Annotated in this window: 20 protein-coding genes and 6 tRNA genes; 9 read left to right on the top strand and 17 right to left on the bottom strand. The window is 72.2% G+C overall.

Translation table 11 applies throughout. The features are described from left to right. Positions 1 to 33: 33 nt before the first annotated feature. Positions 34 to 105, bottom strand: a tRNA-Val gene (locus AB0N07_RS31410). Positions 106 to 193: 88 nt separating this feature from the next. Next, complete coding sequence (locus AB0N07_RS31405; RefSeq protein WP_365840811.1) at positions 194 to 658, bottom strand: TIGR02611 family protein; 465 nt, start codon at positions 656 to 658, stop codon at positions 194 to 196. Positions 659 to 859: 201 nt separating this feature from the next. Between AB0N07_RS31405 and AB0N07_RS31400 the strand changes: the two genes are divergently transcribed. Both AB0N07_RS31400 and AB0N07_RS31395 read left to right on the top strand, forming a co-directional pair. Continuing rightward, positions 860 to 1,273, top strand: coding sequence for an SsgA family sporulation/cell division regulator (locus AB0N07_RS31400; protein ID WP_004002642.1), 414 nt, complete (start codon positions 860 to 862; stop codon positions 1,271 to 1,273). 243 nt (positions 1,274 to 1,516) lie between these two features. Continuing rightward, complete coding sequence (locus tag AB0N07_RS31395; protein WP_115909304.1) at positions 1,517 to 2,077, top strand: CGNR zinc finger domain-containing protein; 561 nt, start codon at positions 1,517 to 1,519, stop codon at positions 2,075 to 2,077. Positions 2,078 to 2,146: 69 nt separating this feature from the next. Here the strand turns inward: AB0N07_RS31395 and AB0N07_RS31390 are convergent, their stop codons facing one another. Further along, positions 2,147 to 2,299 carry a hypothetical protein gene (locus AB0N07_RS31390; protein WP_180292031.1) on the bottom strand — a complete coding sequence of 51 codons (153 nt, stop codon included), beginning with the start codon at positions 2,297 to 2,299 and terminating at the stop codon, positions 2,147 to 2,149. A gap of 154 nt (positions 2,300 to 2,453) precedes the next feature. Continuing rightward, entirely contained in the window at positions 2,454 to 2,897 is a 444-nt protein-coding gene (locus tag AB0N07_RS31385; protein ID WP_344405721.1) for a hypothetical protein, read from the bottom strand. Positions 2,898 to 3,130: 233 nt separating this feature from the next. On the opposite strand from AB0N07_RS31385, the gene AB0N07_RS31380 reads away from it, so the two are divergent. Further along, positions 3,131 to 3,655, top strand: a complete 525-nt coding sequence (locus tag AB0N07_RS31380; RefSeq protein WP_365840808.1) for a DsbA family protein — start codon at positions 3,131 to 3,133, stop codon at positions 3,653 to 3,655. A gap of 121 nt (positions 3,656 to 3,776) precedes the next feature. Here the strand turns inward: AB0N07_RS31380 and AB0N07_RS31375 are convergent, their stop codons facing one another. The 3 genes from AB0N07_RS31375 to AB0N07_RS31365 are packed head-to-tail and all read right to left on the bottom strand — an operon-like array spanning position 3,777 to position 6,519. Continuing rightward, positions 3,777 to 4,601, bottom strand: a complete 825-nt coding sequence (locus AB0N07_RS31375; protein WP_365840806.1) for a GNAT family N-acetyltransferase — start codon at positions 4,599 to 4,601, stop codon at positions 3,777 to 3,779. A gap of 53 nt (positions 4,602 to 4,654) precedes the next feature. Continuing rightward, complete coding sequence (locus tag AB0N07_RS31370; protein ID WP_365840804.1) at positions 4,655 to 5,476, bottom strand: aminodeoxychorismate lyase; 822 nt, start codon at positions 5,474 to 5,476, stop codon at positions 4,655 to 4,657. Then, complete coding sequence (locus AB0N07_RS31365) at positions 5,473 to 6,519, bottom strand: chorismate-binding protein (RefSeq protein ID WP_365840802.1); 1,047 nt, start codon at positions 6,517 to 6,519, stop codon at positions 5,473 to 5,475. Before AB0N07_RS31365 ends, AB0N07_RS31370 begins: the two co-directional genes overlap by 4 nt. 178 nt (positions 6,520 to 6,697) lie before the next feature. On the opposite strand from AB0N07_RS31365, the gene AB0N07_RS31360 reads away from it, so the two are divergent. The 5 genes from AB0N07_RS31360 (at position 6,698) to AB0N07_RS31340 (ending at position 7,169) form a co-directional block, all read left to right on the top strand. Further along, positions 6,698 to 6,770: transfer RNA gene (locus tag AB0N07_RS31360), tRNA-Gly, on the top strand. A gap of 39 nt (positions 6,771 to 6,809) precedes the next feature. Then, positions 6,810 to 6,883 (top strand) — tRNA-Cys (locus AB0N07_RS31355). Between the two features lies 1 nt (position 6,884). After that, positions 6,885 to 6,956 (top strand) — tRNA-Val (locus tag AB0N07_RS31350). A gap of 37 nt (positions 6,957 to 6,993) precedes the next feature. Next, positions 6,994 to 7,065, top strand: a tRNA-Val gene (locus AB0N07_RS31345). A 29-nt stretch (positions 7,066 to 7,094) separates the two neighbouring features. Next, a tRNA-Val gene (locus AB0N07_RS31340) sits at positions 7,095 to 7,169 on the top strand. 49 nt (positions 7,170 to 7,218) lie between these two features. Here the strand turns inward: AB0N07_RS31340 and AB0N07_RS31335 are convergent. The 4 genes from AB0N07_RS31335 to AB0N07_RS31320 all read right to left on the bottom strand — a co-directional run bounded on the left by AB0N07_RS31335 (position 7,219) and on the right by AB0N07_RS31320 (position 9,744). Continuing rightward, positions 7,219 to 7,518, bottom strand: coding sequence for a zf-TFIIB domain-containing protein (locus tag AB0N07_RS31335; RefSeq protein WP_365840800.1), 300 nt, complete (start codon positions 7,516 to 7,518; stop codon positions 7,219 to 7,221). An 80-nt stretch (positions 7,519 to 7,598) separates the two neighbouring features. Further along, positions 7,599 to 8,534, bottom strand: a complete 936-nt coding sequence (locus AB0N07_RS31330; protein WP_365840798.1) for an aminoglycoside phosphotransferase family protein — start codon at positions 8,532 to 8,534, stop codon at positions 7,599 to 7,601. Positions 8,535 to 9,075: 541 nt separating this feature from the next. Continuing rightward, on the bottom strand, positions 9,076 to 9,270 hold the full coding sequence (locus AB0N07_RS31325; RefSeq protein ID WP_365840796.1) for a hypothetical protein: 195 nt from the start codon (positions 9,268 to 9,270) through the stop codon (positions 9,076 to 9,078). 198 nt (positions 9,271 to 9,468) lie between these two features. Further along, positions 9,469 to 9,744, bottom strand: coding sequence for a hypothetical protein (locus AB0N07_RS31320; protein WP_344405710.1), 276 nt, complete (start codon positions 9,742 to 9,744; stop codon positions 9,469 to 9,471). 196 nt (positions 9,745 to 9,940) lie between these two features. Between AB0N07_RS31320 and AB0N07_RS31315 the strand changes: the two genes are divergently transcribed. Beyond that, positions 9,941 to 11,311: a serine/threonine-protein kinase gene (locus tag AB0N07_RS31315; RefSeq protein WP_365840794.1), complete on the top strand. Its 1,371-nt coding sequence runs from the start codon at positions 9,941 to 9,943 to the stop codon at positions 11,309 to 11,311. Positions 11,312 to 11,315: 4 nt separating this feature from the next. On the opposite strand, the gene AB0N07_RS31310 is transcribed toward AB0N07_RS31315, so the two are convergent. From AB0N07_RS31310 to AB0N07_RS31285, 6 genes are all read right to left on the bottom strand, one after another. After that, positions 11,316 to 11,708 (bottom strand): NUDIX domain-containing protein, encoded by a 393-nt coding sequence (locus tag AB0N07_RS31310; RefSeq protein WP_365840792.1) that lies wholly within the window; start codon positions 11,706 to 11,708, stop codon positions 11,316 to 11,318. A gap of 4 nt (positions 11,709 to 11,712) precedes the next feature. After that, on the bottom strand, positions 11,713 to 12,531 hold the full coding sequence (locus AB0N07_RS31305) for an RNA methyltransferase (RefSeq protein WP_365840790.1): 819 nt from the start codon (positions 12,529 to 12,531) through the stop codon (positions 11,713 to 11,715). Between the two features lie 64 nt (positions 12,532 to 12,595). Next, on the bottom strand, positions 12,596 to 13,828 hold the full coding sequence (cobA, locus tag AB0N07_RS31300) for a uroporphyrinogen-III C-methyltransferase (RefSeq protein ID WP_365840788.1): 1,233 nt from the start codon (positions 13,826 to 13,828) through the stop codon (positions 12,596 to 12,598). 251 nt (positions 13,829 to 14,079) lie between these two features. Beyond that, on the bottom strand, positions 14,080 to 18,222 hold the full coding sequence (gene cobT / locus AB0N07_RS31295; RefSeq protein WP_365840786.1) for a nicotinate-nucleotide--dimethylbenzimidazole phosphoribosyltransferase: 4,143 nt from the start codon (positions 18,220 to 18,222) through the stop codon (positions 14,080 to 14,082). A 464-nt stretch (positions 18,223 to 18,686) separates the two neighbouring features. Next, complete coding sequence (gene cbiE / locus AB0N07_RS31290) at positions 18,687 to 19,922, bottom strand: precorrin-6y C5,15-methyltransferase (decarboxylating) subunit CbiE (protein ID WP_365840784.1); 1,236 nt, start codon at positions 19,920 to 19,922, stop codon at positions 18,687 to 18,689. Between the two features lie 84 nt (positions 19,923 to 20,006). Continuing rightward, the gene (locus tag AB0N07_RS31285; RefSeq protein WP_365840782.1) at positions 20,007 to 20,645 is read right to left on the bottom strand and encodes a GNAT family N-acetyltransferase; all 639 of its coding nucleotides are present in this window, start codon (positions 20,643 to 20,645) and stop codon (positions 20,007 to 20,009) included. Between the last annotated feature and the right edge of the window lie 21 nt (positions 20,646 to 20,666).

The raw sequence follows: 20,666 nt of genomic DNA, 5'->3' as shown, positions 1-20,666 counted from the left end.
CCGCCTGCTCTCGCAGACGGGCCGCCGATCCGGTGGGCGATACTGGGTTCGAACCAGTGACCTCTTCGGTGTGAACGAAGCGCTCTCCCACTGAGCTAATCGCCCGGACGCAGGAAGAACATTACCCCATGTCAGGGGGTGCCTGTGACCAGCACGAACCGGCGCACACCGGCATCCGCGCCTGCGGCATGGATCACTGGTCCTTGATCTTCCAGGGCATCACGACGCCGAACTTCCAGAGGTAGATCCCGACGAGCACGCCCACGATCACGAGACCGATCGCCGTCAGCGTCATGTTGCGGCGCCGCACCTTGGGGTCGAGTGCCCGCTGTGCCGCCTCGGTGACCTTGCGCTTCGTCCAGCGGAGCACCAGCTGGGCCCAGACGAACTCGGTCGCCCAGATGGCCATGCCGCCGAAGATCACCACCCAGCCGGGCCCGGGCAGCGGCAGCATGACGATGCCGGCGACCACGACCGCGAGACCGACGACGAAGACCCCGACCTGCCAGCTCAGATGCAGGGCCCGACGCCTCTTGACGAACGCCGGCGCCTTGGAGCCGAGCCCGTCCTCGCCCTGCGCCCCGTCCGGCCTCGTCCCGTCCGATGCCACGGCAGCCTTCCTCGGCACCCCCTGGGTCCGGTTACTCCCCGTATTCATACGGCCAAACTTTACCTTACTTTACTGAGCGGAAACCAGTCACCGGAATGGCCGTACCGTGCGAACGACCCATCGGCCGGAAGAGTTACGTAAAGGCACGCAAAACACTCAGAGGGGTTTACAACGGCACCGTAGGTGGCATGTCGATTTCGCCGACGTGCGAATCCCCGAGCGCACACTGAGCGAAAGGCCCTGGCGCTTATGAACACCACGGTCAGCTGCGAGCTGCACCTGCGCCTCGTTGTATCGAGCGAGTCCTCTCTGCCTGTCCCCGCAGGCCTGCGGTACGACACGGCCGACCCCTACGCCGTGCACGCCACCTTCCACACCGGAGCCGAGGAGACCGTCGAGTGGGTGTTCGCCCGCGACCTCCTCGCGGAGGGGCTGCACCGGCCCACCGGCACCGGCGACGTCCGTGTCTGGCCGTCGCGCAGTCACGGTCAGGGGGTCGTGTGCATCGCGCTGAGCTCTCCGGAGGGCGAGGCGCTGCTGGAAGCCCCGGCGCGGGCGCTGGAGTCCTTCCTGAAGCGAACCGACGCCGCCGTGCCTCCCGGCACGGAACACCGGCATTTCGATCTCGATCAGGAGCTCTCGCACATCCTGGCGGAGAGCTAGGGCGAGGCACCACGAAGCCGCCCGGCGCCGTCGACTCGGGGAGACGGCTCGGGCCAGAAACAACTGCATACGGTACGCATCAGCGCCGCCGCCGCGATCGAGTCGTGGGGCGGCGCCGGTGTGTGCGGCGGGGCAGGGGGAAGGTGCCCCGGCGGCAGGACCGCCCGCAGCCGGGCGGCAAGCCACTACCATCGGCCAGCATGAGGCGGGCGGCCGCCCGACCCCCAGGCCAGGGAGCGAAACGTGCTGATCACCCACGACACCCGGTGCGCGCTCGACACCGTGGTGGATCTGGTGAACACCGCACCGGAGGACCACGCGGCACCGGACGGACTGCCCGACGTCGCGGCTCTCGAGGATTTCGTACGAAACCACGAAATCAGTGATGTGGGGGCGCTCTCGGAGTTCGACCTCTCGGCCGTACGCAAGATCCGCGGCCGTTTCGCCTCGGTCTTCGCGGCGCACGACGCCCGGACCGCCGCCGGCGTGATCAACGAGCTGGTCGCCGCCGCGGGTACGACTCCGCGCCTCACGGACCACGACGGCTACGACTGGCATGTGCACTACTTCGCGCCCGGTGCCTCCGTCGCCGATCATCTTGCGGCCGACTGCGGGATGGCGCTGGCCTTCTTCGTGGTGGCCGGCGAGCAGGAGCGGCTGCGCCGCTGCGAGGCCCCCGACTGCCGGCGCGCCTTCGTCGACCTCTCCCGCAACCGCTCGCGCCGCTACTGCGACAGCCGCACCTGCGGAAACCGTCTGCATGTGGCCGCTTACCGGGCACGGCGCAAGGAGGCGGCGGGCTGACACCCGAGCTGCCGGACAAGGATGTCGACGTGGTCCCCCGCGGGTGGCGCAGGGGACCACGGGTACGGCTCACAGCATCAGCAGGTCGTGCAACGAGGCCATGAGCAGCAGACACCCGATCACCGCTAGGAAGATCATCAGCGGTGGCTGGGAAAGGGCGAAGAGGCATCCGCGCGGCTCGTCCTTCGGCGGCGCGGTATCGCCGTGTTCCGTGTCCAGCATCTCTCGGCGATGATGGCGCACTCCGCAGGTCCGGTGCGCCCAACACGCCCGGAATGACCGGCAGTTCGCCGAATTCCGTGAAGTCCGGTTCCGGTCGTGATCATTTCACGCCACAGCCTTGATCCACTGTGTCGTTTCAGTCGTCATGCGCGGGTCATATGCCGTGCTTCTTGAGGATGGCCTCGATGTCGCTGAAGTCGTCCGCCGACTGGGTGCGGGGCGTGCTCGCGGGCCGGGTCGCCGGACGGGACCCGGGGCCGAGGGAAGGCGCGGAAGCCGTCGGAGCGACCGCCTCGCGCTGCCCCGCGGCCCTGGCCTCCCTGCGCTCCTTGCGTGTGCCGCCCCGGCGGCGCTCCACCGCGCGCGTGGTGGAGAACAGCAGCCAGGCGGCGCCGAGCACGCCGAAGCCCGCCCAGGCCGTCGGACTGAAGGCGGTGTCCGCCAGCCACTGCACGGTGCCGGTCATCACCAGGCCGATGGGGACGAGTGAGTAGGCGGCGATACGGGCGGCCGCGAGGAAGCGCTTGCGGTAGGCGGTGACCACCGCGATGCCCAGGCCTGCCGCGGAGACGGCGGAACAGACGGTCTCGGCAATCATCCGGTCCTCCAGGCAGGGCTCGATCGGGCAGGGGCGGTTCGTCCCTTCCATCCTGCACCGCCCGGACCCCGCGCGGCCATGGTCCGGGCGGACATCAGGGACATCTCCGGGTCGGCTCCTCCGAAGGTGCCGGTCCCGGGCACTCCCCCGGGTGTGGATCAGGGTCCCGGGCGCAGGTCACCGAGGCCTGGCTTCGATTGGGTCGACCGCGGCCGAACTGCGAGACTGACGGTATGAGCGACTCCTCCCCCGTGCCTCCCGCCGCGCCCGTCCTCGACGTCTGGTGCGAACTCCAGTGCTCGGACTGCCGTAGCGCCCTCGACGATCTGCGTGCCCTGCGTGCCCGCTACGGCGACCGGCTGGAGCTGCGGCTGCGGCACTTCCCGCTGGAGAAGCACAAGCACGCCTTCGCTGCGGCACAGGCCGCCGAGGAGGCCCTCGAACAGGGCAAGGGATGGGCCTACGCCGAGGCCGTGCTGGCCCGTGTCGAGGAGCTGGACCGTGAGGGAGAACCCTTGCTGGTCGAGGTGGCCGCCGAACTCGGCCTGGACGCCGAGGAGTTCGACACCGCGCTGATCGACGGCCGGCACATCCTGCTCGTCGACGCCGACCAGGCCGAGGGCAAGGCGATCGGCGTGACCGGCACCCCGACGTACGTCATCGACGGTCAGCGCCTGGACGGCGGCAAGAGCCAGGAGGGGCTGCGGGAGCGGATCGAGGAGATCGTGGACCGGCTGCTGGCCGAGGCGGGGGCCTGACGGCTGCTCGGCGTTCCGCGGAATGTGCGGCCACGGGTTGTCGTCTGCGGCGCCGGGGACGTCCATCGTGGCGGAGCCGCTGATCGGCACAGCCCCGCGCCCTTTCAGGGGGCAGGTCCGCTCAGAGCAGCGGCTTGTACAGGGCGTACCGGGTCGTCCGGTAGCCGAGTGACTCGTAGAGCCGCTCGGCCGGGGTGTTGCCGGCGAAGACGTTGAGGCCGAGGACGCGTCGGCCCGCGGTGATCGCCTGGGTCTCCGCCAGGAGCATGAGCGTGCGGCCGTGGCCGTGTCCGCGGTGGGCGGCGTCGGCCGCGACGTCGTAGACGTAGGCCTTGTCCTCCAGCAGGGCCACCCAGAGGGTGCCGACGCGCGTCCCCTCGTGTTCGAGAACGCTGAACCGCATGTCCCGCGTGTCCATCCCTTGAGGCAGCAGCCTCTCGTGGTCCCGCCGCGACCTCTCGTACGCGTCGGCCTCGGGCACGCCCCGCTCGATCCACACGCGGGTGTAGTGCTCGGACTCGTGCGCGAACCACGCCGCGTACTCGGCCTCGGTCATGGGCCGGCCCCGGCTGCCTTCCGGCAGCGCGGGCGGAGTGCCGCCGAGCGGCTTCTCCATGCCGCGGTTGCGCAGGACGTAGCCGAGCGCCCCGACGAGCCGCAGCGCCGGCTCCGCGTCGGCGGGCACGCTCGCCTCGATCTGCCGGCATCCCCAGCCGCGCGCCACCTCCTCCGCGGCCAGCGCGGCCACCGTGCCCCGGCCGCGGCGCCGGTCCGGCTCCTCGATCCGCAGGTCGAAAATGCGGGCCACCCTGTCGCCGAAGCCCGGCGAGGTGCCGAGATGCAGGGTGCCGACGGGCCGGCCGTTCACGCACACCTGGAAACGGCGCGAACGCGTCCCGTCGGCGTTGCGCTGAAGCGGCTCGGTCGGCCGCAGGGTCGTGGTCATCAGGGGTGTTCTACCCGCCTCAGCCGCCCATCGGCAGCCTGTTTTCCCGGCTCTCACGGATCCAGATCGTCGCCGGACCGCTCGTCGAAGATCCGCATGGCCTTCGCGGTCACCGGGCCCGGTGCGCCCGGCAGTTCGCGGTCGTCGACGCGGTGCACGGCCTGGACGTCGCGCAGGGTGGAGGTGAGGAAGACCTCGTCCGCGCGCTCCAGGACGTCGGGCGGCAGGTCGGTCTCCTTGGCGCCGGTCCACTCGACGGCCAACGCGCGCGTGATGCCCGCGAGGCAGCCGGAGGCGACCGGCGGGGTGTGGATCTCGCCGTCGAGGACGACGAAGACGTTCGAGCCGGTGCCCTCGCAGAGTTGCCCGACGGTGTTCGCGAACAGGGCCTCCGACGCGCCGTGTTGGTGCGCCCGGGCGAGGGCGACGACGTTCTCGGCGTACGAGGTGGTCTTCAGGCCGGTGAGGGCGCCGCGTTCGTTGCGGGTCCACGGCACCGTGATCACGGCCGTGGAGTCGGGGCGGCGGGTGGTCTCGCCCAGCGCGACGACCAGGGTCGGGCCGTGCTCACCGCGGTCGGAGCCGAGTGGGCCGTGGCCGCCGGTGTAGGTGATGCGCAGGCGGCCGAGCGGCATCGGGTTGGCTTCGAGGACGGCGGCGCAGGCGCGGCGGATCTCGGTGTGGTCGGGGTCGGGCAGGCCGAGGCCGCGCGCGGAGCGGGTCAGCCGGTCGAGGTGCCGGGTGAGCGCGAACGTCTTCCCGTCCGTCGCCTTCACCGTCTCGAAGATGCCGTCGCCCACGGTCAGCCCGTGGTCGAAGACGGAGACGCGGGCGGACTCGATGTCCTGCAGCCCGCCGTCAAGCCAGATCTTCACGTCTGTAGTCCCTCTCCACTCACCTCGTACGTCCCCGACGCTACCGCGAGCAGTCGGGCCGCCTTCAGCTCGGTCTCCCGCCACTCCGCCTCCGGGTCGGAGCCCCAGGTGATGCCGGCGCCCGTCCCGAAGCGCAGAACGCCCTCGGCGCGGTCGATCCAGAAGGTACGGATGCCGACCGCCAGCTCGCCGGCTGCCTGGTCCGCGTCGACCCAGCCGATGCCGCCGCAGTACGGGCCGCGGGGCGCGGTCTCCAGGGCTTCGATGATCCGCAGGGCGCTGGACTTGGGTGCGCCGGTGACCGATCCGGGCGGGAAGGCCGCGTCGAGCAGTTCGGGCCAGCCGGCGTCGGCACGCAGCTCGCCGCGGACCGTCGACACGAGATGGACGAGCCCCGGGTGCTTCTCGACGGCGCACAGATCGGGGACGCTCACGCTGCCGGTGGCGCAGACACGCCCGATGTCGTTGCGGACCAGGTCCACGATCATCACGTTCTCGGCGTAGTCCTTCTCCAGCAGGTCCGCCTCGGTGCGCCCGGTGCCCTTGATCGGGCCGGACTCCACGACACGGCCGCCGCGCCGCAGGAAGAGCTCGGGCGAGGCGGTGGCTATCTCGACCCCGCACCCGGGCAGCCGGATCGTTCCTGCATACGGTGCGGGGTTGCCGCGGGCCAGCAGCGCGGTCAGGGCGTCCACGTCCGCGTCGGGCGCGACGGGCGCGGAGAGAACCCGGCAGAGGTTCGCCTGATAGACCTCGCCGGCCGCTATCCGCTCGCGGATCCGGCGCACACCCGCCGTGTACGCGCCGCGGTCGAGCGAGGACGTCCAGTCACCGGCGGCCGGTCCCCGCCACTTCCCCGGCACCGGGGCGGGCACGGGCTCCACTCGTACGTCCCTGAAGCGGGCGCAGGTCAACCGGCCCTCGAAGTCCGCGACGACGGCCCAGAAACCGGTGGAGTCGAGGGCCGCGGGATCGCTGGTGACGTCGAGGAGTCCGGTGGCGACGCGGTCACCGAAGCGGGCGAGAGGAGGGAGGTCGAGCACGCAGTCGAGTCTAGGGCGGGTGTCGTGAAGGTGGCCCTGCCGTGTCCCTTCGGGGGCCCTGACCACGTACGGGAGCAGGTGCAGCGCAGCACGCTGCGCAAACGCGTTTTTGTGCTGGCCCGGGAATCCGCTAGAGTTCAACTCGTCGCCGGGCCGCGAGAGCGGACCGAAACGACAAGCGGACGTAGCTCAGTTGGTAGAGCGCAACCTTGCCAAGGTTGAGGTCGCGAGTTCGAGCCTCGTCGTCCGCTCGATGGAAACAGGGGATCTTCCCGAGCCCCTGCACTCCTGGTGGAGTGGCCGAGAGGCGAGGCAACGGCCTGCAAAGCCGTCTACACGGGTTCAAATCCCGTCTCCACCTCCAAGGACGATTAGCTCAGCGGGAGAGCGCTTCCCTGACACGGAAGAGGTCACTGGTTCAATCCCAGTATCGTCCACTGGATCTTCCAGTACGTACGGTGAGATCCACACCCCGCGCGATTAGCTCAGCGGGAGAGCGCTTCCCTGACACGGAAGAGGTCACTGGTTCAATCCCAGTATCGCGCACGCAGTACGCACCACATGCAGGTCCACCTGCGCGATTAGCTCAGCGGGAGAGCGCTTCCCTGACACGGAAGAGGTCACTGGTTCAATCCCAGTATCGCGCACCAGCCGAAGCCCCCGGCCGTCTCGTACGGCAGGGGGCTTCGTCGTGCGCCGTCAGCTGGAGAACAGCATGTGGCCGAAGCTCTTGTGGCGGTGGTGACCGCCGTGGTGGCCGCCGTAGTGACCTCCGTGGCCGCCGTGCTGGGCGCCCCAGGCGGGGGCGGGAGGGGCCGGGTACGCCTGCGGGGCGGGCGGGGGCGGCGGCACGGGCTGGGACCACTGGGACTCCAGGTGGGTCAGCGCCTCCAGCTCGCCGTAGTCGAGAAAGATCCCGCGGCAGCCGCTGCACTGCTCGATCTGGACACCGTTGCGGTTGTACCTGTGCATCGGCGCATGGCACTTCGGACACTGCATGGTCGGCTCAACTCCTCGCGGGTCGGTCCTGCTTCGTGTTTCGCCAGGACAGACTCTGTCAGGGTGCGGTCGGTTGCACCCTACGTCGCGCATTCCGGGGTCAACTCCGGTAGGAGGGAAGCCATTCGGGCACATGCGTCGATCATGGACAGTTCGACCTCGTCCGGGGGGCGGTCCTCCGCTGCCGCCTTGGCTGTGGCGCGGGCGGCCGTCTGCACCGTGAGGGCGCGGGCCGGGACGTCCAGGGCGGGCCAGGGGTCGCCGTCGGCGGGGACGGCCGGGCCGCCGGCCGTGCGGTAGGCGGTGAGGAAGCGGGTCCACTCGTCCGGCGGGAGGAGGCCGCACGCGTACCAGGCCGCCGGGCGGGCCAGGTCCCAGGCGGGGACGCCGGTGCCGAGGTCGTCGACGTCGATGAGCAGCCAGGGGCCGTCGGGGGCGGGGTGGCGGACGAGCTGGCCGAGGTGGAGGTCGCCGTGGCACAGGGTGGTGGTGTCCGGCATGGGGGCTTCGGCCCTGGCCCAGGGCGGGAGGGTGTTCCAGGCCTGCAGGACCGGGCGGGTGGCGGGATGGGCGGCGGCCGTTGCCCTGAGGCGGGCGATGGCTCGGGCGGCCTTGGCGGGGCCTCGCATGGGTGGGAGGGGGGTCGGGGCGGGGGTGCGGTGGAGGCGGGCGAGGAGGGTGGCTGCGGGCTCCCAGGGGGCGGCTTCGGGGGTGTCGGGGTCCACGGGGGTGCCATAGGGCCAGAACGTGACGAGGCGGCCGTGCAGGTCGACGGGGGTCGGGGCGAGTGGGGGCAGGAGGATGCCGGGGAGGTGGGCGGCGGCGGAGAGGCGGGGGGTGAGGTCGGTGCGGGGGGTGTTCGGGGCGTGGGCCTTGGCGACCGTGTCGGCGTGGCGGACGACTGTGGCGTCGGGGCGGTCGGCGAGGGTGGCTGCGCCGCAGGCGCAGGTGTCCGTGCGGGAGTGGGCCTTGGCCTTGGCTCGGGTGGTCAGTTCGGTGAGCAAGGGGGTGGTCACGGGGCTCCCTGGGGCGACGGGTCTCTCGCGAGGGTACGGCGGGGTGGTGGGGTGTGTATGGCGCTCGGCGGTGGTGCAGGTCTTGAGCTGCCCGCGGCGTGAACCGCCGAGGAGGCGCCCCCACCCGTCCCGTCCCCAGGGGCTCCGCCCCTTCGACCCCACCAGGGCTACGCCCCTGCACCCTTCGCGGGGCGGCACCCCAGCACCCCGGGTCCGGGGCCGGCCCCCGCCCCTGCGGCCCTGCCTGACCCTTCGCGGGACTCCGTCCTGGACCCTGAGAACCCCGCGCGGGGCTTCGGCCCCTGCACTCGTTTCGGGGCTCCGCCCCGGACCCCGATCGGCCTGGACGGCCTCGTCCGCAAACGCCGGACGGGCTGAAATGCCGCGACCGGTGTCCGACGGGGTGTCCCCGGGGAAAAGCAATGCCGGCGCAGCTCCCCAGCTGCGCCGGCATTTTTGCCGTCCGCCGCACCCCGTCCCCACGGGGTTTCATGGGTGGATGTCCCCGCCCGGACCGCTCTTCCGGGCCTGGGGTCGCCGCTCAGCGCCCCAGCATCACGCCCACGGACGACGCCTGTGTGGCCACTGTCTCCCAGCCGTCGAAGACGAAGAAGAGCAGGGCCGCCAGGGGGAGGGCCATGAGCGTCGCCACCAGGGGGTGGCGGCGGCCCGTGCGGCGGCGGAGTGCATTGCGCTCCTGGGTGCGGATCAGTGTCCGCGGTGCCGTAAGGGCCATGGTCCCTCTCCTGACCGTTCTCAGTTGTCGTTGGCAGCGGCGGGTGTCTGACCTCGGGGGACGAGTGCTGCACCCGCCGCTTGACCTCAAATCTAGGCGTCCGGCGCTCGCCGCACGTCATGCCCTCGTACCGATTGCCGGGCCTCCCGGAGGATGAGCCGTGAGCTGGGGCGTACTCCCCTGGGTGGAGACGAGGTCCTAGGTCTCAGGGTCTTCCCGGAGGGGGCGCCCGGTGTGCCCGGCCTTTTCCGAGCCGTCCTCCCTGGGGATCGGCTGCTCGACCAGTGCCAGCACCCGGTTCGCCATGAAGCGGGCCGTGCGGACCACGGACCCGTTGCGGGTGACTTCGCTCACTTCCACGACACCTCGGCGTACCGCCGTCTCCACCCGACGGCCCGCCCTGCTGGCCACCACCTCGTAGGTGCGGGTCGTGTCCCCCGCATCCACGACTATTTCCACGCGATCACCCTTCACGTGTCCAATCCCCCTTCTTCGACGGGTGGTTGAGGTGGCGGAACAACAGAAGTCCGCCTGCTCAACGGGTCCCTGACCACCCTTCAAGTCTCGCATCCGGCACTGACAATCGATCTGGGCGAGAGGGCGCGGCCTCTGCGCGCGGGCGGCCGTGGAAACGTAAGCTGTGCCACGTCACACGGACCGGGCAGCGGGGATGAACATGGCGATGATGCGCCTGAGGCGCGAGGACCCGCGCGTCGTCGGCTCGTTCAGGCTTCACAGACGGCTCGGCGCGGGTGGGATGGGCGTCGTGTACCTGGGCTCCGACAAGAAGGGGCAGCGGGTCGCGCTGAAGGTCATCCGGCCGGATCTGGCGGAGGACCAGGAGTTCCGGTCCCGGTTCGCGCGGGAGGTCTCCGCCGCACGGCGGATCAGGGGCGGGTGCACAGCCCGGCTCGTCGCCGCCGATCTCGACGCCGAACGGCCCTGGTTCGCCACTCAGTACGTGCCTGGTCCCTCGCTGCACGACAAGGTCGCCGACGGAGGGCCGCTGGGGGCGGCCGACGTCGCGGCGGTGGGAGCCGCGCTGTCCGAGGGGCTCGTCGCGGTACACGAGGCCGGTGTCGTGCACCGGGATCTCAAGCCGTCGAACATCCTGCTGTCCCCGAAGGGGCCCCGGATCATCGACTTCGGTATCGCCTGGGCGACCGGGGCGTCCACGCTGACGCATGTCGGTACGGCCGTCGGCTCCCCCGGCTTTCTTGCGCCGGAGCAGGTGCGCGGTGCCGCCGTCACCCCGGCCACGGACGTGTTCTCGCTGGGGGCGACCCTGGCCTACGCATCGATGGGTGACTCGCCCTTCGGGCACGGCAGTTCCGAGGTGATGCTGTACCGGGTCGTACACGAAGAGGCGCAGCTGCACGGCGTTCCGGACGCGCTGGCTCCGCTCGTACGGGCCTGTCTGGCGAAGGATCCTGAGGAACGGCCCAGCACGCTTCAGCTGTCGCTCCGGCTCAAGGAGATCGCCGCCCGTGAGGCGCAGGGGCTTGCCGACCCGCGTCCGCCCGCGCCGCGTTCCGGGGAGGCGGACCGGCCCACCGGGCGGCTCGTCGAGACCTACCCGGAGCAGCAGCGCGAACACCGTCGTCCTCCGGGCCCGCAGGGGGGTCCCCCGTCGCGGGGCACTTCCGCCGGGTCGCGTGGGGCCCCTCCGGTGCGCGGCGGTGCCGCTCCTGCGCGGGGCGGCAGCCCCTCCCGCGGTGGCCCCCCGCCGCCCCAGCGTTCCGGGTCCCGGCCCGCCCCGGGATCGCGGAACACCACCCGCCAGGGCACGGGGGCGCGGCCCGCGCCGCGCAGCGGTACCGGTCGTCCGGCGCCCAGGGCCACCGGGATGGGACGGCGGCCTGCCAATCCGCGGTTGCTGCGGCAGCGGCTGTTCGTGTTCGTCGTCGTGACGCTGCTGGTGGCGCTCGGCATCGCCGCGGCGCAGGGGTGCCAGGGGCCGTCGCGGGGACTGGGCGGTGACGACGGCGTCGTACCGCAGCAGCAACAGCACATGGAGCCGGGGCGCGCCCACGTCGACTGAGAGGTCACAGCCCCGGCAGGATCCGTTCGAAGAACTCACGGTCGCCGTCGAAGACCGGGTTCAGCGCCAGGAACTCCTCGGGGGTGACCCAGCGGGTCTCGGCGACCTCGACGGGGTCGGGGACGATCACGCCGGTGGCCGCGTCCGCCGTCCACCAGTGGAGACGGAAGAGACCGTCGTCGGTCTCCGACTCCCAGACCTTGGCGAGGGGGGAGACGGTGAGGCCGACCTCCTCCCGGACCTCGCGGACCACGGCCTGCTCCTGGGTCTCCCCCGGTTCGACCTTGCCGCTGAGGGGCTGCCAGTGGCCGGGGCGGGGGACGCCGGGGCCGCGGCGGATCGCCAGTACTCGGCCGCCCCGGCGCAGGACCGCGACGATCTCCTCCCGCTTCGGCACCGGACTATCCCGTCGGGCGGCCCGTGGCCACCGCGTAGAAGGCGACCGCGGCCGCCGCGCCCACGTTGAGGGAGTCGACGCCGTGGGACATGGGGATGCGGACCCATTCGTCGGCGGCGACCAGGGCCTGGGTGGACAGGCCGTCGCCCTCGGCGCCCAGCATCAGGGCCACGCGGTCCATCTTGTGCGGGGCGGCCTCGTCGAGGGACCTGGCCTTCTCGTCGGGGGTGAGCGCGAGGAGCGTGAAGCCTGCCTCGCGGACCGACTCCAGGCCCTTGGGCCAGGTTTCGAGGCGGGCGTAGGGGACGGAGAAGACCGCACCCATCGACACCTTGACGCTGCGGCGGTACAGCGGATCCGCGCAGTCCGGGGAGAGCAGGACCGCGTCCATGCCGAGGGCGGCCGCCGAGCGGAAGATCGCGCCGATGTTGGTGTGGTCGTTGACCGACTCCATGACGACGACCCGGCGGGTGGCCTGGAGCAGGTCTGCGGCCGTCGGCAGCGGTTTGCGCTGCATGGAGGCGAGCGCGCCGCGGTGCACGTGGTAGCCGGTGACCCGTTCGGCCAGGTCCGGGCTGACCGCGTACACCGGGGCCGGGAGTTCGTCGATGACGTCACGCATGACGTCGACCCACTTCGCGGACAGCAGCATCGAACGCATCTCGTACCCGGCGTCCTTCGCCCGGCGGATGACCTTCTCGCCCTCGGCGATGAACAGGCCCTCGGCCGGTTCACGCTTGCGGCGCAGCTCCACGTCGGTCAGGCCTGTGTAGTCGCGCAGGCGCGGGTCGTCGGGATCCTCAACAGTGATGAGATCGGCCACAGGGTGATACTGCCTTGTCCTGGGTGTGGTGCCAACGGCTGTGTACGAGTTGGGTTACCCGCGGTTACGCGGATGTCTGCGGGCCTACGCCGACGACCTCGCCGATGACGATGACGGCCGGCGGCTTGACCTCCTGCGTACGCACGGTCTCGCCGACCGTCGCCAGGGTCGCGTCGACGCGGCGCTGGGCGGCCGTGGTGCCCTCCTGGACCAGGGCGACGGGGGTGTCGGCCGGCTTGCCGTGTGCGACGAGCGTCTCGGCGATCTTTCCGATCTTGTCGACGCCCATCAGGATCACGAGCGTGCCGGTGAGCTTCGCCAGGGACGCCCAGTCGACCAGGGAGCGCTCGTCGTCGGGAGCGACATGGCCGCTGACCACCGTGAACTCGTGCGCGACGCCCCGATGGGTGACCGGGATGCCGGCCGCACCCGGGACCGAGATCGAGCTGGAGATGCCGGGGACGACGGTACAGGGGATGCCGGCCTCGGCGAGGGCGTTCAGCTCCTCCATGCCCCGGCCGAAGACGTAGGGGTCGCCGCCCTTCAGCCGTACGACCGACTTGCCCTGCTTGGCGTGCTCGATCAGGGCGTTGTTGATGGCCTCCTGGGCCATGAAACGGCCGTACGGGATCTTCGCCGCGTCGATCACCTCGACATGCGGCGGGAGTTCGGCGAGGAGGTCGCGGGGGCCGAGGCGGTCGGCGATGACGACGTCGGCCTCGGCGAGGAGGCGGCGGCCGCGGACCGTGATGAGGTCCGGGTCGCCGGGACCGCCGCCGACGAGGGCGACACCGGGGGTCCGGGTGCGGTGGTGCGGCGCCACCAGGGTGCCGTCGCGCAGGCCTTCGACGACCGCGTCGCGGATGGCGGCGGTGTGGCGGGGGTCGCGGCCGCGGGCCTCGGTGGTGAGGACGGCGACCGTGACGCCCTCGCTGTGGCCGGTCGCCGGGGTCCAGGCCGTGGCGGCGTCGGCGTCGTCGGAGCGGACGCACCAGACGCGGTGGCGTTCCGCCTCGGCGGAGGCCCGGGTGTTCGCTTCCGTGTCACCGGTGGCGATCAGGGCGTACCAGGCGTCCGCCAGGTCGCCTTCGGCGTACGGGCGCCTGTGCCAGGTGATCTCCCCCGCGTCGGCCATGGCCTCGACGGAAGGGGTGGCCTCGGGGGACACGAGGAGGATGTCCGCGCCTGCCGCGATCAGGGCCGGGAGACGGCGCTGGGCGACCTGTCCTCCGCCGAGGACGACCACTTTGCGGCCGGTCAGGCGAAGGCCTACGGGGTAGGCGGGGTTTTCGGCCATGAGGGTGCGGCTCCTCTATTACGGCGGTGCAGTGGCCCTGACGTGCGGATTTTACGGCGCGGGCGGTGAGGCGGCTCAGGTGTCCGGTGGCTGGGCGTCGTTGCCGGGTGCGGGTGCGTGGGTCCGTGCCCACCCTCCCCCACTCTCGGCTCCGCTCGAGCGGGGGACTCCCATCGCCCTGCGGAACGACTGCCCACGGACCCACGGTCAAACAGGGCTCGAGGGGTTCCCCGAGCCCTCTAGCTCCCGGCCTACTTTTCAGTCACCCCTGCGGAGTCGAAGGTCGCCACCTCGTGCATGGCCCGTGCCGTGCTCTGCACCAGCGGCAGGGCCAGCAGGGCGCCCGTGCCCTCGCCGAGGCGGAGGTCGAGGTCGACCAGGGGGCGCAGGCCCAGCTTGTTGAGGGCCGCCACGTGGCCCGGTTCGGCGCTGCGGTGGCCCGCGATGCAGGCCGCGAGGACCTCGGGGGCGATGGCGCGGGCGACCAGGGCCGCGGCGCCGGCGCTGACGCCGTCCAGGATCACCGGGGTACGGAGCGAGGCGCCGCCCAGCAGGAGGCCCACCATCGCCGCGTGCTCGAAACCGCCGATCGCGGCCAGGACGCCGATGGGGTCGGCCGGGTCCGGCTGGTGGACCTCGATGGCGCGGCGCACTACCTCGGTCTTGCGGGCCAGGGTCTCGTCGTTGATGCCGGTGCCGCGGCCGGTCACCTCGGCCGGGTCGGTGTCCGTGAAGACCGAGATCAGGGCGGCGGACGCCGTGGTGTTGGCGATGCCCATCTCGCCCGTCAGCAGCGCCTTGTTGCCGGCCGCCACCAGGTCGCGGGCCGTCTCGATGCCGACCTCGATGGCCTGCTTGGCCTCCTCGCGGGTCATCGCGGGGCCGGTCGTCATGTCGGAGGTGCCCGCACGGACCTTGCGGGGCAGCAGGCCGGGGGTGGCGGGCAGGTCGGCCGCGACGCCGACGTCCACCACGCACACCTCGGCGCCCACCTGGCCGGCGAAGGCGTTGCAGACCGCGCCGCCGCCGAGGAAGTTGGCGACCATCTGGGCCGTCACCTCCTGCGGCCAGGGGGTCACGCCCTGGGCGTGCACGCCGTGGTCGCCCGCGAAGATCGCGACGGCCGCGGGCTCCGGGATCGGCGGCGGGCACTGGCGCGAAAGCCCGGACAGCTGGGCCGAGATGATCTCCAGCATGCCGAGCGCACCGGCCGGCTTGGTCATGCGCTTCTGCCGCTCCCAGGCCTCGCCGAGCGCCTTGGCGTCCAGCGGGCGGATCTGCGCGACGGTCTCGGCGAGCAGGTCGTGCGGCTCCTCACCGGGCAGCGCGCGACGGCCGTACGTCTCCTCGTGCACGACCCAGGACAGCGGGCGGCGCTTGGACCAGCCGGCCTGCATCAGCTCGGGCTCGTCCGGGAACTCGTCTACGTACCCGACGCACAGGTAGGCGATGACCTCCAGGTGCTCGGGCAGGCCGAGTGCACGGACCATCTCGCGCTCGTCGAAGAAGCTGACCCAGCCGACACCGAGGCCCTCGGCGCGGGCGGCGAGCCAGAGGTTCTCCACGGCGAGCGCGGCGGAGTACGGCGCCATCTGCGGCTGGGTGTGGCGGCCCAGGGTGTGGCGGCCGCCGCGGGTCGGGTCGGCGGTCACGACGATGTTCACCGGGGTGTCGAGGATGGCCTCGATCTTCAGTTCCTTGAACTGCTTCGCCCGGCCCTTGGGCAGCGACCTCGCGTATGCGTCGCGCTGGCGCATGGCCAGTTCGTGCATGCTGCGGCGGGTGTCGGCGGAGCGGATGACGACGAAGTCCCACGGCTGCGAGTGGCCGACGGACGGGGCCGTGTGCGCGGCCTCCAGGACGCGGAGCAGCACCTCGTGCGGGATGGGGTCGCTGCGGAAGCCGTTGCGGATGTCACGGCGCTCACGCATCACCTTCATGACCGCCTCGCGCTCCGCGTCGTCGTAGGCGGGCGCGGCCGGGCCGGTGGACTGTCGTACTTCTTCCACTGCCGCCGTGCTCTCTTCTTCCTGATCGGCGGCCCTGGTGTCCAGGTCCTCCGCGTGCTGTACGAGGTCGGGGTCGGCCTCCCGCGGGGCGGGGACCTTGACGATCGGCTCCGGCGCCTGCGCCTGCTCCGGGGGGAGGGTGAGCGCGTGCGGCGGGGTCGGGGCGAGATGCGGAGTGGTCGGCACGGAGCCGTCCACGAGGACGAACTGGCCGAGGGACGCGTCCGGTTGCGGGTCCGCGGGCTCCGCGGCGAGCGGCTGCGGGGTGCCGGGGCCCGGATGGGCCGGATGCGCAGCCGCGTCGGCGGCGGGTGCGGGCTGGGCCTCGGCGGAGACCACGACCGACTCGGGTGCGAGGGGCTCGGCGGAGTGCGGCTGGTCCGTCGGGGAACCCGCGTCGGCCGGTTCGGCGACCGGGGCGGAGGACGCCGGAGACACGACGGGGGTGGCCGGGTCGGCGATGGCAGCGGCCTCGGGCTGCACTTCGGCGTCCGGCGCGGGCGCCGGTGCGTGCGGGACGGTCTGGACGGGACTGCTCTGGTGCTCTGCTGCCACAGGGTGGGGTGAGGGTTGGGGTGCGGTGCTTGCGTCTCCGGCCGGTGCCACGGGCTGCGCCGCGTCCGGGGCTGCCGGGAAGGGGATGGCTTGGGCGGCCTCCGCGGTCCCGGGCACGTGCGCGGGCGCCTCGGCGGTTCGGGTGGGCTCGACGGCGATGGCCTGGGCGGGTTCGGCGGCGATGGCCTGGGCGGGTTCGGCGGCGACAGCCTGCGCAGGTTCCAGAACGATGGGCTGGGCCGCCGCCCAGTGGGCAGCGTGGCCGGTATCCGGCGCCACGGTCTCGGGTGCCTGTGCGACCTCGGAGGCGACTGCTTCGGGTAGCTGTTCGGTATGCAGTGCGGCCGTCTCGGGGAGCGGTGCAGCTTCCGGTGCGTTCGTCTCGGGGAGCTGAACGGCGTCGGCGGCCACCGCCTCCGGGAACGGCGCGGCCTCCTGGGCGACCGCCCCGGGGAGCTGCCCGGCCCCTGTCGCGACCGCCTGCTCGCTCTCGGGGGCCACCGCCTCCGTGACCTGCGGCGCTTCGGGCGCCACGGCCGGGGCGGGCTGCTCGCTGCCGGGCGCAGCGGCCTCGACGACCGCTGGGCCATCCGGCGTGACGGCCTCGGCGATCGGTGACGCGACGGGCTCGATGATCGGCGCGGCCTCTGACGCAGGCGCCTCGGCGAGCGGACCAGCCCCAGGCGTAAGGCCCTGGGATGCGCCCTCGACCGTCGGCGCTCCTTCCGGCGCGTGGGTCGCCTTCGGGACCTGGCCGGTCTCCGGGGCAGGCGCCGCTCCGGGAACCGGCACGGCTTCGGGCGCGGGACCGGAAGCGGGTACGGCCTCCGCACCGGGCAAGGATGCATCGGGGTGCCCGCCTTCGGGGGCCGCTCCGGCTACGGGCGGCTGCGCGGCCTCAGGCGCAGAACCGACCGGTTCCTCCTGCCCGGCGTCCGAAGCCACCGGGGGAACCGCGCCCTGCTCCGCATCTTCAGTGGCTCCCGCAGGAGCCGCCTGCACGCCGTCCGCGGCGAACTCGCCCGGAACCCCGTGCCCGCTCTCCGAGGCGACGAACCCACCGGGAACGGCATGCCCTTCCCCGGCAACCGGTCCACCGGCAGCAACCGGCGCACCCGTACCGGGCCCGGCAGCCTGCCCGCCCTCCTGGCCGTGGACCACACCGACATCACCGTTCTGCGCCGCCGGAGCGGTCTCCGTGGCGATGTGGGCCATGACGGGCTGCGCGGCGTCCACCGGCGCCGCGATCGGTTCGGCCGCCGGAACAACCGTTTCCGCAGCCGGTGCCTCGGCGTTCACCGATACCCCTGTCTGCACCGCGGCCTGCGCCTGGGCGCCCCAAGGGGCCGCGCCCTGCGGGGACATCTCGTGCAACTGGGGGGCGTCGAAGTACTCGGGGCCGGTGGCCGGCGTGGCGGGCTGGCGCACCGGTGCGCCCGCGGGGCCGCGGTCGGCGAGGGAACGGACCGGGCTTGCCGAGGTGTCGGGGATCGGCGGGCCGAGGTGCAGCGGGCGACGCGGCGTCACCGGCGCCGGGGCGGGCGTCGAGTTGGGGAGGCGGACGCCGCCGAGGTCGACCGAGCCGCTGTCGCGGCCCGCCGTCTCGTGCGGGCCCGGCTCGTGGACGGCCTCGACGACCGGCTCGGGCGCGGGCGGGGCGACCTCGTTGCCCCACGGGCTCTGGGCCCCCGGCAGCAGCAACAGGTCTTCGTCCTCGGCGGTGGTCTCGGAGAGGTAGGTGTACGCACCGTGCGCGTGGACGCCCGGCTGTTCCACCATGCCTGCGCTCTCCGGCAGTCCCTCGCCCGGGACCTGGCCGGTGTCGGTCATGCGTACCCCTCGCCCATCGGTTAGTGCTTCTACGTACAGCCCACCGGGAGCGGCGCACCGACCGCCCCCGCAGTGAAGAACGAGCGTGCCTGCCCAGCGGCACGAACGACCCGCCCGTAAAAGGCGACAAAGCCATTCAGTGGCATTGTCCTGGCCGTTCCGCCGTCACGACAGGTTGATCCGTGACGACCCGCTGTGGACTGCGCCACGTTGCGCGTCCTCCGGTTCTGCCGTACCGCACCCACCCCAAAAGGGATGCGTTTTCCGGACATTGACGAACGAAGTTCCGGGCCACCTGGTGCGGTACAACGGTCGGCCAGCCTACCGCGAGCGGTACGACTACAGGATCACCGGGACGGCAGAAACCAGGATCACTTGGACGGCGCCAGGGTCACGATGCGCGCCCCGGGAGCTCCCGCCCGCCACCCGACCACCGCCGCCCCTCAACGACGCTCCCCCAGTGCTCAACGCCTGGGGGCGCCCCCATCGCGCCGCTCCAATTCTCCTGTGAGCAGGAACGCGACGCTCCGCTCCGTCTCCGTCCAGTCCCTGGTGTCGAGTTCGACGGACTGGATCAGGGCGCACTCGACCTGGTAGCCGTGCTCGGTGAGGTCCCGGCCGACCAGTTCGGCCGCGTCGCGGGTGGCGGCGTGGGTGACGATGCGCTGCGGGCGGCGGTCGGCGACCGCGGAGACCACGGCCGCTCCTCCGCCGCCGACGCGGACGACGTCCGGCTCGGGGAGGTTCTCCAGGACGTGCGGGGCCGTTCCTTGCACGATCTGCAGCTGGACGCCGAAGTGCCGGGCGGCGGCGTCCGTGCGCGCACAGGCCTCCAGCGCGCGGTCGACGGCGATGACGGCGGCTCCGGCGCGTGCGGCCTCGGTGGCGAAGGCGCCGCTGCCGCAGCCGATGTCCCACACGAGGTCCCCCACGTGCGGGCCGAGCCGGGCGAGTTGGGCGGCGCGCAGCAGATCCGTCTCGCCCTCGCCGAGCGGACCGTCGTAGGCCTCGGCGGGCTGGGTCCAGCCGCGCGGACCGGCTCCCGGGTCGCGTCCGGCGAGCCAGCCGCCGCTTTCGCCGGGGACGCCCGGTCCGGCGGGTCCGCCGATGACGATGACGACGTTCGGGTCGCGCCAGGTGTGGTCGGGGGCCTTGTCGGAGGTGACGACGGTGACCTGTTCGCGTTCGGTGCCGAGTTCCTCGCAGATGACGAAGGTGCGGTGAACGCCTTCGAGGAGGAGGCCGAGTTCGGCGGGGCCTGCACCGGGTGAGGTGAGGACGGCGACTTTGGTGTGGGCGCGGCACACATTCACTGCGCGTCGCAGGGTGCGGCGGTGCGCGACGACCACTTGGGCGTCGTCCCAGGGCATACCGGCGCGGGCGAAGGCCGCGGCCACCGAGGAGACGGCGGGGACGACCTCGACCTCGAGGCCGAACTCGGGTGCGCGCAGGGTTCGTACGACGCCGAAGAATCCGGGGTCGCCGTCGGCCAGTACGACGGCGGTGCCGCGGTGGCCGGCGATGCGGCGGGCGGCGAGTTCGACACTGCCGAGGCGGATGCGCTCGGCGCGGGGCGGCACTTCGGGGAGCGCCAGGTGGTGGGCGGCACCGGCCACCAGCGTGGCGGCGCCCAGGGCGGAGCGGGCCGCGGCGGTCAGGGGCGAGCCGTCCCAGCCGATCACCGTGACACGGTCGGCCATCGTCGTCGGTCTCCAGGGGTTTTGCGCAGGTCGGGCTCCGTGAGGGTACCTGGTGTCAGGTGTGGGCCCTCGAGCCCCCAAGGTTCAGTTCCAGTCGGTGAAACTCGTGAAACCGCCGCTGTCGGCCAGTTCCTCGCCCGCGCCGTCGAGGTCCTCCGGCAGCAGGCTCCACACGATGAAGTCGGTGCGTACGTCGCTCCAGGTGCCGTCCTCGGCGCGGACGTGGGCTATGCAGGCGTTGCGCAGGACGCCCTCGCTGATACAGCCGATCTTCTGGGCGACCTGCTGGGAGGCGGTGTTGTCGGCGGCCGTGCGCAGCTCGATGCGCTCCAGCTTCTGGTCGCCGAAGAGCCACTGGGCGGTGGCGAGCGCGGCCTCCGAGGCGTAGCCCTCGCCGCGCGCCCACGGGGCGATGATGTACGACAGCTCGGTGGACCGCACATGCCAGTTGGTCTTGGCGAGCTGGACGATGCCGACCAGGCGCTGGGTGAGGAACTCGGTGACGGCGAGATCGAGTCCGCGGCCCGCTGCCCGCTCGGTCGGCGCGTACTCGGTGATCCAGTGGCGGGCCTGGTCCTCGGTGAAGGGCTGCGGGACGTCGGTCCAGGCGCCGACCTGCTCGTCGTTCATCATCTCGGCAAGCCCGTTCACGTCGTCCTCGTCGAGTGGCCGCAGCACCAACCGCTCCGTGCTGATGGAGATGTTGGGGAAGGTGCTAGTCATGCGCCACTCCGTAACCTTCGG

Source organism: Streptomyces sp. NPDC051172, from assembly GCF_040682555.1.
Taxonomy (GTDB): Bacteria; Actinomycetota; Actinomycetes; order Streptomycetales; family Streptomycetaceae; genus Streptomyces.
Note: the sequence above shows the minus strand (reverse complement) of the source record. Positions and strands in the feature narration are given on the sequence as shown.

Coding starts and splice junctions, on each gene's coding strand:
- AB0N07_RS31405 (WP_365840811.1), bottom strand. CDS start 658: ATGAATACGGGGAGTAACCGGACCCAGGGGGTGCCGAGGAAGGCTGCC.
- AB0N07_RS31400 (WP_004002642.1), top strand. CDS start 860: ATGAACACCACGGTCAGCTGCGAGCTGCACCTGCGCCTCGTTGTATCG.
- AB0N07_RS31390 (WP_180292031.1), bottom strand. CDS start 2,299: ATGCTGGACACGGAACACGGCGATACCGCGCCGCCGAAGGACGAGCCG.
- AB0N07_RS31385 (WP_344405721.1), bottom strand. CDS start 2,897: ATGATTGCCGAGACCGTCTGTTCCGCCGTCTCCGCGGCAGGCCTGGGC.
- AB0N07_RS31380 (WP_365840808.1), top strand. CDS start 3,131: ATGAGCGACTCCTCCCCCGTGCCTCCCGCCGCGCCCGTCCTCGACGTC.
- AB0N07_RS31375 (WP_365840806.1), bottom strand. CDS start 4,601: ATGACCACGACCCTGCGGCCGACCGAGCCGCTTCAGCGCAACGCCGAC.
- AB0N07_RS31335 (WP_365840800.1), bottom strand. CDS start 7,518: ATGCAGTGTCCGAAGTGCCATGCGCCGATGCACAGGTACAACCGCAAC.
- AB0N07_RS31325 (WP_365840796.1), bottom strand. CDS start 9,270: ATGGCCCTTACGGCACCGCGGACACTGATCCGCACCCAGGAGCGCAAT.
- AB0N07_RS31315 (WP_365840794.1), top strand. CDS start 9,941: ATGAACATGGCGATGATGCGCCTGAGGCGCGAGGACCCGCGCGTCGTC.
- cobA (WP_365840788.1), bottom strand. CDS start 13,828: ATGGCCGAAAACCCCGCCTACCCCGTAGGCCTTCGCCTGACCGGCCGC.
- cobT (WP_365840786.1), bottom strand. CDS start 18,222: ATGACCGACACCGGCCAGGTCCCGGGCGAGGGACTGCCGGAGAGCGCA.
- cbiE (WP_365840784.1), bottom strand. CDS start 19,922: ATGGCCGACCGTGTCACGGTGATCGGCTGGGACGGCTCGCCCCTGACC.
- AB0N07_RS31285 (WP_365840782.1), bottom strand. CDS start 20,645: ATGACTAGCACCTTCCCCAACATCTCCATCAGCACGGAGCGGTTGGTG.